Here is a 13,343-nt window from a genome sequence, read left to right as displayed (position 1 = left end):
GAGCGGTCATGTCACGAGTTGCCATTATTGGAGGCCACGGAAAGGTGGCGCTGCACCTGTCCCGGATTCTTTCCGGTGCCGGTCATGAGGTGAGTTCGATCATCCGCAACCCGGATCATGCCGGCGACGTGGAAGAAACGGGCGGCAAGCCCGTCGTCGCGGATGTAACGCAGCTGTCGGTCGGCGAGCTGGCCGACGTCGTGCGTGGGCATGACGCAGTGGTGTGGTCGGCTGGGGCTGCCGGAAGCAGCCCGGAGGATACCTATGCGATCGATCGGGATGCGGCGATTCGTTCCATGGATGCGGCGAAGGAAGCCGGCGTTGACCGGTACGTGATGGTCTCTTACATCGGTGCGCGGAAGGATCACGGCGTGCCCGAGGATACCGGGTTCTTCCACTATGCAGAGGCGAAGGCAGCTGCGGACGAGTACCTGCGCGGAACGGATCTGGCGTGGACGATTCTCGGTCCGGGCGCGCTCACGACCGATCCGGGCAAGGGGTCGATCGAGGTTTCGAGCGAGCCGCAGCAGGATTCGGTTGCGCGTGAGGACGTGGCTCAGGTCGCTGCGGCCGTGCTGAGCAACCCCGGGACGGTGGGGAAGTTCATCCAGTTCAACACTGGCGAGACGCCGATTGCGGAGGCGCTCGAGGTGGTTTAGCGCCGTCGTCGTCGTTGCTCGTCCGCTGCCCTCGCATTCTTTGCTGCGGGGGCAGCGGTGTTTCACGTGCCCGAGAGGACCGTCACCTTCTCCGAAAGGGCAAGGACCCCATTGACACGCCGGGGGATTGCTGTGAAATCGTCGCGCAGTTCCTCGGGCAGCGCTGCTGCGGGAGCGTTCTGCCAGGCCACTGGACGAAGGAAACGCCGCACAGCGGTTACGCCCACCGATGTGTGCTGTGAGTTGGTGGATGGCCACGAACCGCCATGATGTTGAGCCCAGGTAACGCGAACGCCCGTCGGGTAGCCGTTGAAGACAATCCGCCCCGCGTTGTCCTGCAGGGTGGGAAGCAGCCGGGACAGCACATCGTCCTCGTCTTCTTCAAAGTGCAGGGTAGCTGTCAGCGACTTCGGGATGTGCGTGAACGCCTCAGCGACTTCATCGAGTGAGGTATAGCGGACTATAACGATGAGCGGGCCGAAGCACTCCTCGGCAAGGTCGGCACTCAAGATTGACGCTCGGGTCTCCAACAGAGCCGGAGCGACGCTGAAAGCATCGGAAGGTTCTTCCGCGGGTTCTTCAGGCCTGCTCCTGGCGGCATCCTGCATGCCTGCGAGCGGGGTTGCCCCCGCGCGCACAAGCCCTTCTGAGATCTCGGCAAAAGAAGTCCGAATTCGGTCATTCAGAAGAACCTGTGAAGGGGCTTGCTGGGTGAGTTGCGTCAGGGAATCTACGAGCAGTTGTCCTTGGGGACCCTCCGGAACAAACGCAATGCCAGGTTTGGTGCAGAGCTGGCCGGCAGACCCGGTGAAGGAGGCGAACAAGTTGGATGCGATGTCTGCACCCCGAGTTTTCGCTGCACCTTTGCTCACAATCAGCGGATTGACGCTCGAAAGCTCCCCGAAGAACGGAATCGGGTCCGGCCTGGTGTTGATCGCGCGCTGCAGGGACTCCGCCGCGAAGAGCGAGCCGGTAAAGCTGGCCGCCTTGATTGCCGGATGCTTGACCAGAGCCAGCCCTGCTTCCTGACCGAAGACGGCACCAAAAGTCCCCTCGGGTGCATTGACTGCACGGGCAGCCTGCTGCAGCACGTCCAGCGAAAGCTGCGACGTCAAAAGATGAGAACCGTGGGCCTTGATTACGACGGACGAGCCAGCGGCGATGGCCGATGCGGTGTCACCGCCCAGGACCGAGAAAGCGAAAGGAAAATTGCTCGATCCAAAGACGGCAACCGGCCCGATGGATACCAACATGCGCCGGACATCCGACGCGTCGCCTAGAGGCGTCCGACCGGCGGAGTCGATCATCGCTTCGAGATAGCTGCCTTCCCGGACAGCTTCCGCGAAAAGCCTGAACTGAAAGACTGAGCGACTCACCTCGCTATTGAGGCGGGCGGTCCCGAGCCCTGTTTCAGAATCAGCAGTAGTGATGAGGCCCTCGCGCGCTTCCTCGACGTATGTGGCGATTGCTTCCAGTAGTTCCGCCCGGAAGGCGCGTCCTCGCCGCATGAGCTCGCGCCAAGCTATCTCGGCCTGCTCAGCGGCAGCCTCCACATCGGTCCGAGTCGATGGCTGGCGGTTGACTGTAGCGCTAACACCCGTGCGGGGATTGGTGGTCTTCAACATTCAATAGTCCTTGTCAGAGGAGGGAGGACGGCGACGTCGCGGCGTGGCTCAGGCGCTTTCACGAGCAACAACGGAAAATCCGAGATCAACTTTCCTTGTGAGCGAAGACTTGTTCATCATGCGTCCGAGAAGCAGTTGACCTGCGGTGGTCCCGATCTCACGGTTGGGCACAGCGACCGTAGTGAGCGTGGGCACCAGGTGCCGAGCGATCTCGAAATCACCGAAACCGGTGATGGCGATGTCATCGGGAACCCTGATGCCACGGCGCGCACATTCGAGGATGGCACCGGCTGCAAAGACGTCGCTGGCGAACATCAGGACATCTGTCTCGGGGTGTACTCGGAGCGTCACGTCCAGGAGTTGCCGGCCCGATTCGAAGTCAACCTTCGAACCCCCCGAATCCACCACTCGTATCGGTTCGTCCGGATATAACCTTCGCACCGCGTCTTCAAAACTGGCTTTACGGGCAACGGCACGAAAGTCGCCGCTCTGGAATGAACCAGCGAAAGTAGGATGCCTGTAACCTCGCTGAGCAGTGAAGTCGACGATGGCCTGTAGGGCATCGCCGTTCGAGAATCCGACGAGGCTGTCAATGGGATTCTCGGTCAAGTCCCAGGCTTCGACGATGGGAACCTGTGATTCCCGAAGCAGATGAGCAGTCACGGGTGAATGGTCGGTGCCCACAATGAAAATGCCGTCTGGTCGGCGTCCTAGGAACGCCCTCACAAGTTCTTCCTCGTGGGACGGACGGTAGTCGGTGGAACCGATGAACAGCTGGTATCCCGCTGGGGCGAGGACTTCGTCGAGCCCGTGCAGCGCATCCGCGAACACCGACGCCGAGATGGCCGGGATGATCGCTGCGACCGTCATGCTGCGGTTCGACGCGAGATTGCTCGCTGCAAGGTTCGGCACATAACCAGTGGCCTCGATGGACTGCCGCACCCGTTCGAGGGTGAACTTCGAGACCAGCTCCGGAGAACGGATGGAACGGGAGACAGTCTGGGGCGATACGCCCGCATGAAGGGCAACATCCGACAGCGTCACCGTGTTGGTTGAGCGCCGCGTCTGCCGGTGGTTGCCGGCTTCGCTTGCCGACCCCTCAGCGTCGGCCCGATCTGCATCAGATTGAGCGTCTATCGCTGCCGACGTTCCTGTGTTGGTCACAGCAGGTTCCGGCTGGCGAGATTGCGCATCAGAGAGCCGATTCCGAACTCCCACGGCTCGCACCTCTCGCTCTCCTCGACGTAATTGACAAGCGTACCGAGTTCGCGGGAAGAGATCCTAACCACATCGCCCCGTTTATGGGTGAACCCGTGGTCCTTGGTATCCCGGTCGACAATGGGCGCGAACATTGTTCCCAGCATCAGCACCGCGCCGTCCGGGTACTGGTGTTGTGGGCCGATGAGCTGCCCCACGAGGTCCAGCGGGTCGCGGCTTATCTGCGCCATTTCCGACGTTCCATCAAGGTGGAAGCCGTCAGGACCATCAATCTCGAGGTTCACCTGCATCTGCCGGACGGAGTCCAGGTCGAATGAGTCATCGAAGAGCCGGATGAAGGGTCCCAGGGCACAGGATGCGTTGTTGTCCTTGGCCTTGGGCAGCAGGAGCGCGCTTCTGCCTTCCACGTCCCGGAGGTTCACATCGTTGGCCAGGGTGCTGCCCACGACGCGTCCCCGTGAATCGATAATGATTGCGACCTCGGGCTCGGGGTTGTTCCACAACGATGTGGAGAGGATTCCCACCTGGGCCGCCGTGCCCATGGCAGAGAGCGTTGGTCCTTTGGTGAAGATTTCGGCATCAGGGCCGATTCCCACTTCGAGGTACTGGCTCCAGAGCCCTTCCGCTACGAGATAGCTCTTGAGCCCCGCGGCCTCTGCAGAACCCGGACGCATCTCGTGGAGATCGGTGCCTATTTCCGCCAGAATCTTCTCGCGCATCCTGGCTGCGGCTTCGATGTCTCCACGAACGCGCTCCTCGATGACCCGCTCGATCATGGAGACTGCGAAGGTGACGCCTGCTGCCCGGAGCGTCTGCAGGTCAACCGGCGCGAGGAAACGCGGTCCCGAACCGGAACGGGCAACGGTGTTCTCGTAGATCTCATCAAGGCCACCGAGTCGTGCCCCCGCGGCAGCACGTGCAGCGGCAACTGGATCAGGGTGCTCGGAAAGCTCGCTGACAGTTGGGAAGGAAGCTGACAGATCGAAGACGCCGTCCTCAAGGAGGATGACAGGAGAGGGGCCCGCTACCGCCGGATCCCAGACCCGACCGACAAGTGTTCCCGCGTACCCGTCCTCGGGCAGCGTCCGGCTGGCTGCACCAAGGAATGATGTACCCGGCCGCTTCAGCGCATTGTTACTGCCGGTTGTTTTCTTAATGCTCATCATGTCTCCGTGTATCTGCTCTGGCATGGTGTTAGGTGCGGGGTGTCTGGGACTGGTTCACCGGCGTCGGAAATTTCCCTGCCGTTTCTCGGCGAAGGCAGCGCGGCCCTCGTTCGCATCCTCGGTCGCGAAAGTGATCGTTTGCAGATCCCGCTCATACGCGATTGCCTGGTCCTGCGGCAGGTTGTACGCGGCGCGCAGGTTCGCCTTGGCTGTTTCTACAGCGATCGGCGGACGTGATGCGATGATCGCGGCGATTTCGGCCGCTCGGGGGAGCAGGGCATCAGGGTCGACCACCTCGGAGACGAGGCCCCAGGCCAGCGCCTGCTGGGCGTCGATCGGTTCGCCCGTCATCAGCATGAGCGCGGCGTTACTCGATCCCACCGAATGTGCCAGGAACGTACTCATCCCGCCTCCTCCGATCCATCCGAGTTTGACCTCGGGGGCAGCGAAGGACGCCGCTGTTGAAGCAATCCGTATGTCGCAGGACATGGCTGTCTCCAGGCCTCCGCCAAACGCGTATCCATTGACCGCCGCAATGACAGGCTTGCGCAGGAGGCGAAGCGCATCACAGTAGTCCGCGCGATTCCGGAAATCCCAGGGCGTGGCGTACTTGTCCAACTGCCGGATGTCAGACCCGGCGCAGAAGGATCGTCCTCCGGCTCCGGTCAGGATGATAACGCGCACTTCATCGCTCTCATTGGCCCATTCGGCCACCGCGACCAGCGAGTCCGACATATCCTGCGTGACTGAATTGAGCTTCTGTGGGCGGTTCAGCGTGATGGTGGCGACGTAGTCCGAGCGATCGACAATGATCTCCTCGGTTTCCAGCTCGATGGGGGACAGCATGGTCAGACCCTTTCTGTGGTTACGGGCAGCGCGTTGACGAACCCGGCGCGCAGGCTGGCGAGGCCGCTTTCCGCACGCTCATGCCCGGCGACCACCGCCCGAATGATTGCTGAAGCGCTCGACTGGAAGGAGATGTAGCCCGGGAACCGGGGCCGTACCCAGGAGTCTTCGATCGTGGCGAGAGTGGAGCGGTAGAAACCCTCAGATGCACGATTGACCTCATCGTCCACCCAAGCACCCCGGCTGGACGGCTGGCCGTCATGCTGGGGAATGAAACTGCGCTGAGTGCTGGCGCTCATCAGCCACTCGACATGTCTGATGAGTGCAGGGGTAACTTGGGTGCGCGCACTGATGGCGAGTCCGGTGCCTCCGATGGTCGATCCGTGGCGACCGCCAGCGACGGCGCTGGGGGCATCCGAGAAGCGCAGGGACGGAGACGAGTAATTGACGTAGCCGTACACGAGCGGACAGAACGCAATGTCGTCGGTGTCGGTCATGCGTTGGAGCAGGCTGATCGGGTTCTGGGTGAGTGAACCCTCTGGAGCGCGCGAGCTAATTGACCGCATGAGTTCCAGGACGGGGATGGCCGTGTCATCCGCTACCAGTTCAGTCATCGAGTCGCCCGCGTCAGCCCCGTAGGCGTCCCTCAGTGGTGCACCGTAGGCGGCGCAGATGGAGGCAAAGGTCAGAAACGCATGCGGTCCGGCAAGCGAGAGGGCTGTCGGAACCTTGGTCGAGATGTCCTCGACGTCGTTCCAGGTAACCGGAGCGTCCGGTACGCGGTCAGGTTTGCGCACTGCAACCTGGGTTGCAGCATCGAGCGGAAGCGCCCACTGGTGCCCGTTCAGGTAGTACGAGTCAAAGGTGGGTCCGACGGCCTGGCGGGACCACTGCTCGAGACGTTCCAGTCCGAACACCGTGTCCAGGGGAGTCAGGGATTGATGCTCGACTGCCTCACCCAAGTGCGGATGGTCAAGGACGATGAGGTCGTACCTCCTGGCCAGATCATCGACAGGGTGCGACTCGAAGCCTTCAAGGGAATGCGCTGACCACTCGAGGCGGAACCCGGTGTCGCGGCGCTGCTCTTCCCGCGCGGCGGCCAGGAGTGCATTTTTGCCGCGGGGGTGGTCCCACGTGATGCCTCGATAGGTGTTCACGCCGACCCTCGGCCCACGGTTGAAACGGGGGACTGGCCCGCGCTGACAGGTCCGTCCTCGGCTACAACACCGGCATCGATCAGTTCGGCCGCGCGGGTCTCTGCCATGCCCAGTTCAGTGAGGATCTCCAGCGTGTGTTCGCCGGCGACCGGAGCGCCCCGGTGAATCCGCGGAGGCGTCGCGGACAGCCGGTAGGGAAATCCTGGAGTTTTGACCAGACCCTCGGTGGGGTGCTCGTACTCGATGAAGGTGCCGTTGTGCTCGATCTGTTCATCATCAATCAGATCCTGGTAGTCGTAGACGGGGCCGGCCCAAATGCCCACGGCGCTGAGAAGCTCGAGCCACTCGGCGCTGGTGCGGGTAATGAGGCGCGCGGCCGTCTTTTCGAAGATTTCGTCGCGGCTGGTCCAACTGTCGGTCTCGGAGTCCATCCCCAGGAAAGAAGGCTCACCGATGACATCTCCCAGAAGGTGAAGGTCCGGCATGGCAAGCGCTATGAAACCGTCCGACGTCGAGAAGGTGCCGTAGGGTGCCCGGATGTAGACGTGAGCGTGGGGCTGTGCACCACGTGTCTGCGGAACCTTCCCCACCGTGAAGACCGACAGTTCCTGCATCTGCAAGGTGGTGATCGCATCGAGCATGTTGACCGAAACCAGTTGGCCTTCACCTGTGCGCTCACGGTGGAAGAGGGCGGCCAGTACCCCCTCGAAGGCAGTTGACGCCGTCACGGCGTCGACGAGGTACTGACCCGCCGCTGCTGGAGGTTCGCCGTGGCGGCCCGCGGAGAGCATTGCACCGCTCATCGCCTGGAGCAGCAGGTCCTGCCCGGGCCGGTTCCGGTAGGGGCCGTCCTCGCCGTAGCCGGAGATCGACACGTAGATGATGCCCGGATTGATTGCCTTGATCGTTTCGTAGTCCACACCCAGTCGGGCTGCAACGCCGGGCCGGTAGTTCTGGAGAAACACGTCGGACGTCTTGACGAGGTCGTAGATGATGTCCTTGCCCTCAAGCGATTTCAGATCCACCGCAATGGAACGCTTGTTCCGATTAAGCGACAGGAATGAAACGTTGATTCGGTTTCCTGTTGCTCCACCGGCCGCGGCATGGCGCTGCCATTCTCCGGTGGTTGGCTCGACTTTGATCACGTCAGCGCCGAGATCGCCCAGTCGCTGTGCGGCGAAGGGTCCTGCCATGGCGATTGAGCAGTCGAGCACACGGATACCCGAAAGCACTTCCGGCGCATCGTCGTCTATTGGGTTACTCATTGTGCTTCCTCTATTTCGGGGGGGGGGGCCAAGCATCCGTCGGTCAATCGGAGATCGACGGTGTGTCCCTGAGTGTGAAGTTATATTCAGTGCCGGCGGTGGACTACTCGGGTTGGTCGCCAACCGCTCGGATGGTGCTGCGCACTGAATCCACAGCGTTCTCACCCTCGAGGACGCGGATGGTGGTGCGGTAGTCACGGGATTCTCCGTGCTCGAGCCAGATCATCGAGCCGTCATCGCGGGCCGCTGCGTCGCCACTCACGTGATGCGTGGAGGGCTCCAAACCGATGGCGTATTGACCGCTGCGCAGGTTCTGCCACTCGAAGAAGTGCGGCATCCCTGCTGCTTCCCACGACACCTCGACGCCAAAACCGCTGTCAGCCGCGAGCAGTGCAACACGATGACGGCCCGTGTCATCGGCAATGAGTTCGTGCTCGAATACCTGCTCAACGAAGCCTTTCTGGGGCTGGGGGAGTTTCCGGTAGGAGACCGCCTGGGACGAAACGGAATCGGAGGCCCACAGAGTCGAGTCGATAGCGGCCACAAATTCGGTGCCCTCGTCGACCAACGGCCAGCCGAAGTTCAGGTGGTAGAGGAACATGTGCGGTGTTCGCTCGAATCCGAGATTGTCCACGACATCGTGCAGCCGGATCTCGCGGCCGTCGAAGTCCACTTCGATACTGCGGGTCAGGCGCAGGTGTTCGCCGAAGGAGGTGGCTTGAACTACCTCGCCTACTACCCGAAGGACGGAGGCCCCGTCGTCCGAGATGACCTCACGCGCTTCCAGCAGGCGGGCCGGTATTGCTGTCAGGCGGCCGTGCAGGCCGTGTGAGACCTTCTGTTTGGGCGGGTAGGCGTAGCCCGTGGCATCGACTTCACCGCCGAACAGTGTGTGGTCCAACCCGCCGCTCACGAGCAGCCCGTCGAGTGCGCGGAGCCAGGAGAGACCGCCCTCGTCATTGTGTTCATGCAGGCCGGGGTGCCGGAAGCCGTTTCCTGAGCGCCAACCCAGCGGCACGCCGCGATACCGTGCCGAGCCCAGGTCGAAAGCGCGGTCAACGAGTACTTCGATCTCGAGGCCCGCGGCGGTGCGAAGGTCGATCGCCCGTACTCCTCGCTCCACGCCGTTGTCCAGCACGACCTGGCGAATTCCAGCCACTGCTGACAGATCCCCGGTGCGCTCTGCGAGCTCTACCCTCGATACTTCTCTGCCAAAAATGTTCATGCGGGCATCCTCATTCCATGATCCATCCGCCGTCGACGTTGATTGTCTGCCCGGTGACGAACGATGCGTCCGGTCCGAGCAGGAAGGAGATGACCGCGGCGAGTTCTGCGTCCCGGCCACGGCGTTTCAGCGACTGGTGCGCCAGGACGTGCGCGGAATACTCGCCGGCGTCGCCCTGGATTTCCTCTGCCTTCGTGGGGAAGGCCCCAGGCGAGACCGCGTTCACCCGGACACCAAATTCGCCCAGCTCGCGGGCAAGCGCTCGGGTCAGCGAAACGGCCGCGCCTTTGGTCGATACGTAGCTTGCGAGGTTGGACCAGCCGCCATGCCAAGTGATCGACCCGACGTTGACAATCGCACCGGATCGCCGTTCGACCATCCCGCGCGCCGCGACCTGGGCGGCGTAGAAGTACGCTCGCTGGTTGACTGTCACAACATCGTCGTATTCGGACAGCGGAATGTCGAGAAACGGCGTGCTGGGATAAATCGCAGCGTTGTTCACAAGTGCTTCGACCGGGCCGAACGTCTCGTTCGTGGTGGTGAGGGCGGTTTCGATGGCATCGGAATCCCGCAGGTCGACCTCGAGTATGCGAACCGGCACCGACGCTGCTTCGAGCTGAAGGGCTGTTTCTTCAAGCTCGACGCTCTTGCGTCCCAATACGCCGACAGCAAAGCCGTCCGCTCCGAGACGAAGGGCTGTGGCGCGGCCCAACGCGCCTCCCGCCCCCGTAACCACCGCAACCCGTTCGTGCAGCACGCCGTCTCCCGCCATCCTCAGATTCCGTACTTCTTGAGGGTTTCGACGATGAACTGCTTGGCGCGCGGAACGTCGGACTCATCAAGGTGCTCGATGATGAGCGGAACGTTGGGGTTGCGCTCGGCGAGCCGCTGTAGGTAGAGGTCGTAGTTGAGCGACCCCAGGCCCGCAGCGGGCAGTTCGATCTCGCCCACACCGCGGAAGGTGTGGGAGGCAAGGGCGTTCTCGTCACCGATGTCCGCGTGCTTCTCGCTCTTGTCCTCACCGGCCCGCTTGACGTCTTTCGCGTGGGCGATTCTTACCCGGTCGCCCAGGGTGTCGAACACCTCGTTCAGGACCGCATCCATGCTGTCGATATTGGTGCCGTCGAAGTAGTTCGTCGGGTCCATCAAAAGTTCCAGGCCGGGAGTCCGAATATCGTTGAATACGCGGACAGTCTCACGGACTGAACCGATCACGTTGTTGACGTAGGTCTCCAGCAGGAACGTGGCTCCGTGATCGTAGGCGGTCTGGGCAAGATCCGCGAGGACGTCCCGTACCTGCTCGTATCCGTCCTCCGACCGGTTGTGGGGGTGGTGGTCCCACTCACTGTCAGGATTGAACGTGCCCGATTCGCTGATGACGTATGGGGTGCCGAATGAACGGGCGTTGCGGAGAATCTCCTTCAGGTACTCGACGTTCGCTTTCCGGTGCTCCGGATCTGGATGAACGATATTCGTGTAACCGGAGATGGCACAGATGGGCAGGTCGTTATCGCGGAAAGTGTCACTGACGCGCTTCGCCTTTTCCTTCGTGATCTGGCCGGCTGAGAGGTCCAGGTCCTTGAAGTGCAGGTCCAGCTGCACTGTATTGAAGCCGAGATCGCGGATGGTCTTCGCGGTCGTCTCGAGCTCGTAGGGGAAGTACCCCGTGAAGATACCTACTTGAATCATGGCGCCATTGCTCCTTTGAGTGTGGGAATTGAAATAGAAACGGAAGTGCTCTGGTGGGTTTGCTGTGTGATCAGAGGTTGAACTCGTTGAGGAAGACCGGCCGATGTTCGGCGATGGACCGGTAGCCGGCCTCGATCAGGGCCATGGTCTTGACGTTGTCCGCGACGGAGAGCTCGGGGTCGGTGCCGGTTTCGACGGCGTACTGCACCTGTTCCATTACGCCGATGAAGGCGTGCGGGAACCAGTGGGTTTCCCATTCGGGGGTGACCCATTCACCACCGGTGGTCAACGCGGACGCGTAGGTAAGGGTTGACGGTTCGCCCGTGGGCCAACCGATCGTTCCCTGTGCAACCCCACGTGTGCCCTCGACCCGCCACTTGATGTAGATATCGGAGTCGAAACCCTCCTCACGGGGTCCGCTCCACACATCCTCCATGGATACGGCCAGGAGATTGTTGGGGAATCGAAGGGTGGACACCACGATGCCGTCTTCGTGCTCGAAGCTGGTCCGCGGATCCTCACGCGCAACCGTCATTATTTCGGTGGGTTCACCGAAGAGGAACCGTAGCGCATCCAGGTGATGGACGCTCATGTTGGCGAGCGTGAGGCGGTCGTAGTTCTCAAGGAACCCCTGCCAATGCGGAATCGCGCGCATTTCAATGGTGGCAAGGACGGGCTCACCGAGCTCTCCCCGCTCAAGAAGCTGGTGGAGGACTCGAATGGACTGGTCGTACCGCATGTTCTGGTTGACCGAAAGGATCTTTCCGGCCGCCGCTGCCTCGTCACGCAGCGCTACTGCCTCATCGAGGTCCAGCGCCAAGGGCTTCTGCGCGAGTACTGCCTTGATATGTGGCGCTGCGAGCGCCCGCCGGATGAGAGCCGGCTGCTGATCCGGCGGGTAGGCGATGTCGAGGATTTCGACCGCGGCATCGTCGATGAGGTCCTCGGGCGTCGAATGAACGGTCGGGATGCCGTAACGAGCAGCGACCTCCCGCGCCTTTGCCTCGGTACGTGAGGCGATGGCTACTACCGGGAACGCTGCCTGGCGGTACGCCTCCAGGTGAACGTCCGACATGATCATGCCGGCTCCGATGCAGCCGACGTTGGAACCGCGGCTGCGGATTTCGACGTTCGGAGACAGCTGGGACTGCTCTGCCGCCATGGTTGTGCTGCTCACTAGTACTCCATTCGCGTCGTTGCGACGACCTGTTTCAGGACTGGGTGGATCGGTGAAGCTCGTTTTCACACCATATCAAGAATTAGTGATAGCGCTACTGGTAGCGCTAACAATTTTAAGCTAGTGTCGCTGAGTACATCCCGTCAACGCCCGTTCCGTCCTGAGGCTAAGCAGCATTCGATGCAGGTTGACGCAGATGGAAACCCAGACTTCAAAGGAGAAATCATGGCTAGAACACAGCTCGGCACCTCCCTCAGTAAGGCAGCGGGCCTCACCGCAGCCGCCTCGGCCATCATCCTCGTTGCAGGCTGCACCAGCGCACCGGCGAACTCGAGTGGTGCTCCTGACACCGGCGGAGATGAAAAGTTCGTCATTGGATTCGAACAGCCCCTCGGTGGGCAGGCCTGGCGCGAGATGGGTCTTGCATCACTGCAGGCCCTCGCCAACTCACCCGAATACAAGGACAAGGTCGAACTCAAGATCGTTCGGACCAACGACAACGATGCTGCGCAGCAGAACGCTGCAATGCAGAACCTTATCGCCGACGGAGTTGATCTGATTCTCTTCGATCCTGCATCGTCGAGCGGTGCGGATGCGGCCATCACGCAGGCATCAGCACAGGGCATTCCAGTAATCGCCAACGGTGGCCCCTACGAAAGCGACGACGTCTACGTTGTGTCCACCGACTGGGCGACCGCCGGAACCATCGGCGCTGAATGGCTGCTGGAAAACCTCGGCGACAACAAGAAGATTGCAGTGCTTGAGGGACTCGCGGGAGTACCGCTGAATGAAGGGTCGATGCCCGGAGTCGTCGAGACCCTTGAGAAGGGCGGTGCAACCATCGCCGCACAGGACACCAACGGCTGGAACGAGGCGACGGCGCAGGAGTCGATGTCGAAGATCCTGCGGTCCAATCCGGATATCGGCGGGGTCTACTCCTTCCTGACCGGTGGGCAGGGCGTGCCTGAAGCCTTCGCGTCAGCCGGCATGCCATTTGTTCCGGTTGTGGGAGGCTCGGGCTATAACGGCGAAGCTTGTGCCCTGGTGGAGCACGACGGCGAGGGCCTGACCGGGAACATGGTCTTTGGCCAACCATCCATCTACGCGAAGGGTCTTGAGCAGGCGGTGAAGCTCCTTGAAGGCGAGGAGATCGAGAAGCAGCAATTCTTCCCGCCGCTGGAGATCACCAACGAGAACGCCGCGGACTACTGCCTGGATGACAAGCCGAGCAACTTCCAGCTTGGTTACGACTTCCCGGGCCTGGAACTCAAGCTCGAGGACGTCATGCAGTACTACTCCGGATCCTAGGAGATCGC

The 13,343-nt window shown here is 61.7% G+C and carries 12 protein-coding genes; 2 read left to right on the top strand and 10 right to left on the bottom strand.

What is annotated here, in order from left to right; translation table 11 throughout:
* Positions 1-8: 8 nt before the first annotated feature.
* On the top strand, positions 9-659 hold the full coding sequence (locus AC5RU3_RS13590; protein ID WP_309072384.1) for an SDR family oxidoreductase: 651 nt from the start codon (positions 9-11) through the stop codon (positions 657-659).
* A gap of 62 nt (positions 660-721) precedes the next feature.
* Here AC5RU3_RS13590 and AC5RU3_RS13585 read toward each other — a convergent pair whose 3' ends face one another.
* From AC5RU3_RS13585 to AC5RU3_RS13540, 10 genes are all read right to left on the bottom strand, one after another.
* On the bottom strand, positions 722-2,284 hold the full coding sequence (locus AC5RU3_RS13585; protein ID WP_493965896.1) for an aldehyde dehydrogenase family protein: 1,563 nt from the start codon (positions 2,282-2,284) through the stop codon (positions 722-724).
* A 48-nt stretch (positions 2,285-2,332) separates the two neighbouring features.
* The gene (locus AC5RU3_RS13580; protein ID WP_458116519.1) at positions 2,333-3,448 is read right to left on the bottom strand and encodes a LacI family DNA-binding transcriptional regulator; all 1,116 of its coding nucleotides are present in this window, start codon (positions 3,446-3,448) and stop codon (positions 2,333-2,335) included.
* Positions 3,445-4,665, bottom strand: a complete 1,221-nt coding sequence (locus AC5RU3_RS13575; RefSeq protein ID WP_309123965.1) for a fumarylacetoacetate hydrolase family protein — start codon at positions 4,663-4,665, stop codon at positions 3,445-3,447. The genes AC5RU3_RS13580 and AC5RU3_RS13575 overlap by 4 nt, the downstream gene beginning before the upstream one ends.
* A 57-nt stretch (positions 4,666-4,722) precedes the next feature.
* On the bottom strand, positions 4,723-5,514 hold the full coding sequence (locus AC5RU3_RS13570) for an enoyl-CoA hydratase/isomerase family protein (RefSeq protein WP_309071932.1): 792 nt from the start codon (positions 5,512-5,514) through the stop codon (positions 4,723-4,725).
* 2 nt (positions 5,515-5,516) lie between these two features.
* The gene (locus AC5RU3_RS13565; RefSeq protein ID WP_493965895.1) at positions 5,517-6,671 is read right to left on the bottom strand and encodes a hypothetical protein; all 1,155 of its coding nucleotides are present in this window, start codon (positions 6,669-6,671) and stop codon (positions 5,517-5,519) included.
* Positions 6,668-7,936 carry a CaiB/BaiF CoA transferase family protein gene (locus tag AC5RU3_RS13560; RefSeq protein WP_493965894.1) on the bottom strand — a complete coding sequence of 423 codons (1,269 nt, stop codon included), beginning with the start codon at positions 7,934-7,936 and terminating at the stop codon, positions 6,668-6,670. The genes AC5RU3_RS13565 and AC5RU3_RS13560 overlap by 4 nt, the downstream gene beginning before the upstream one ends.
* Before the next feature lie 103 nt (positions 7,937-8,039).
* Entirely contained in the window at positions 8,040-9,161 is a 1,122-nt protein-coding gene (locus AC5RU3_RS13555; protein ID WP_309071935.1) for an aldose 1-epimerase family protein, read from the bottom strand.
* Between the two features lie 10 nt (positions 9,162-9,171).
* The gene (locus tag AC5RU3_RS13550; RefSeq protein ID WP_309071936.1) at positions 9,172-9,933 is read right to left on the bottom strand and encodes an SDR family NAD(P)-dependent oxidoreductase; all 762 of its coding nucleotides are present in this window, start codon (positions 9,931-9,933) and stop codon (positions 9,172-9,174) included.
* Between the two features lie 2 nt (positions 9,934-9,935).
* Positions 9,936-10,850, bottom strand: a complete 915-nt coding sequence (locus tag AC5RU3_RS13545; RefSeq protein WP_309071937.1) for a sugar phosphate isomerase/epimerase family protein — start codon at positions 10,848-10,850, stop codon at positions 9,936-9,938.
* Positions 10,851-10,920: 70 nt separating this feature from the next.
* Entirely contained in the window at positions 10,921-12,027 is a 1,107-nt protein-coding gene (locus tag AC5RU3_RS13540) for a Gfo/Idh/MocA family protein (RefSeq protein ID WP_309071938.1), read from the bottom strand.
* Between the two features lie 225 nt (positions 12,028-12,252).
* On the opposite strand from AC5RU3_RS13540, the gene AC5RU3_RS13535 reads away from it, so the two are divergent.
* Positions 12,253-13,335, top strand: coding sequence for an ABC transporter substrate-binding protein (locus AC5RU3_RS13535; RefSeq protein WP_309071939.1), 1,083 nt, complete (start codon positions 12,253-12,255; stop codon positions 13,333-13,335).
* Positions 13,336-13,343 lie beyond the last annotated feature (8 nt).

This window comes from Arthrobacter sp. MDB1-55 (assembly GCF_059092925.1).
The sequence above is the reverse complement of the archived record's forward strand: the minus strand, read 5'-3'. Positions and strand labels throughout refer to the sequence as shown.

Bases quoted from the DNA above. Each gene is read 5' to 3' on its own strand.
- AC5RU3_RS13545 (WP_309071937.1), bottom strand. From the start codon at position 10,850: ATGATTCAAGTAGGTATCTTCACGGGGTACTTCCCCTACGAGCTCGAG.
- AC5RU3_RS13570 (WP_309071932.1), bottom strand. From the start codon at position 5,514: ATGCTGTCCCCCATCGAGCTGGAAACCGAGGAGATCATTGTCGATCGC.
- AC5RU3_RS13555 (WP_309071935.1), bottom strand. From the start codon at position 9,161: ATGAACATTTTTGGCAGAGAAGTATCGAGGGTAGAGCTCGCAGAGCGC.
- AC5RU3_RS13535 (WP_309071939.1), top strand. From the start codon at position 12,253: ATGGCTAGAACACAGCTCGGCACCTCCCTCAGTAAGGCAGCGGGCCTC.
- AC5RU3_RS13590 (WP_309072384.1), top strand. From the start codon at position 9: ATGTCACGAGTTGCCATTATTGGAGGCCACGGAAAGGTGGCGCTGCAC.
- AC5RU3_RS13585 (WP_493965896.1), bottom strand. From the start codon at position 2,284: ATGTTGAAGACCACCAATCCCCGCACGGGTGTTAGCGCTACAGTCAAC.
- AC5RU3_RS13550 (WP_309071936.1), bottom strand. From the start codon at position 9,933: ATGGCGGGAGACGGCGTGCTGCACGAACGGGTTGCGGTGGTTACGGGG.
- AC5RU3_RS13560 (WP_493965894.1), bottom strand. From the start codon at position 7,936: ATGAGTAACCCAATAGACGACGATGCGCCGGAAGTGCTTTCGGGTATC.
- AC5RU3_RS13575 (WP_309123965.1), bottom strand. From the start codon at position 4,665: ATGAGCATTAAGAAAACAACCGGCAGTAACAATGCGCTGAAGCGGCCG.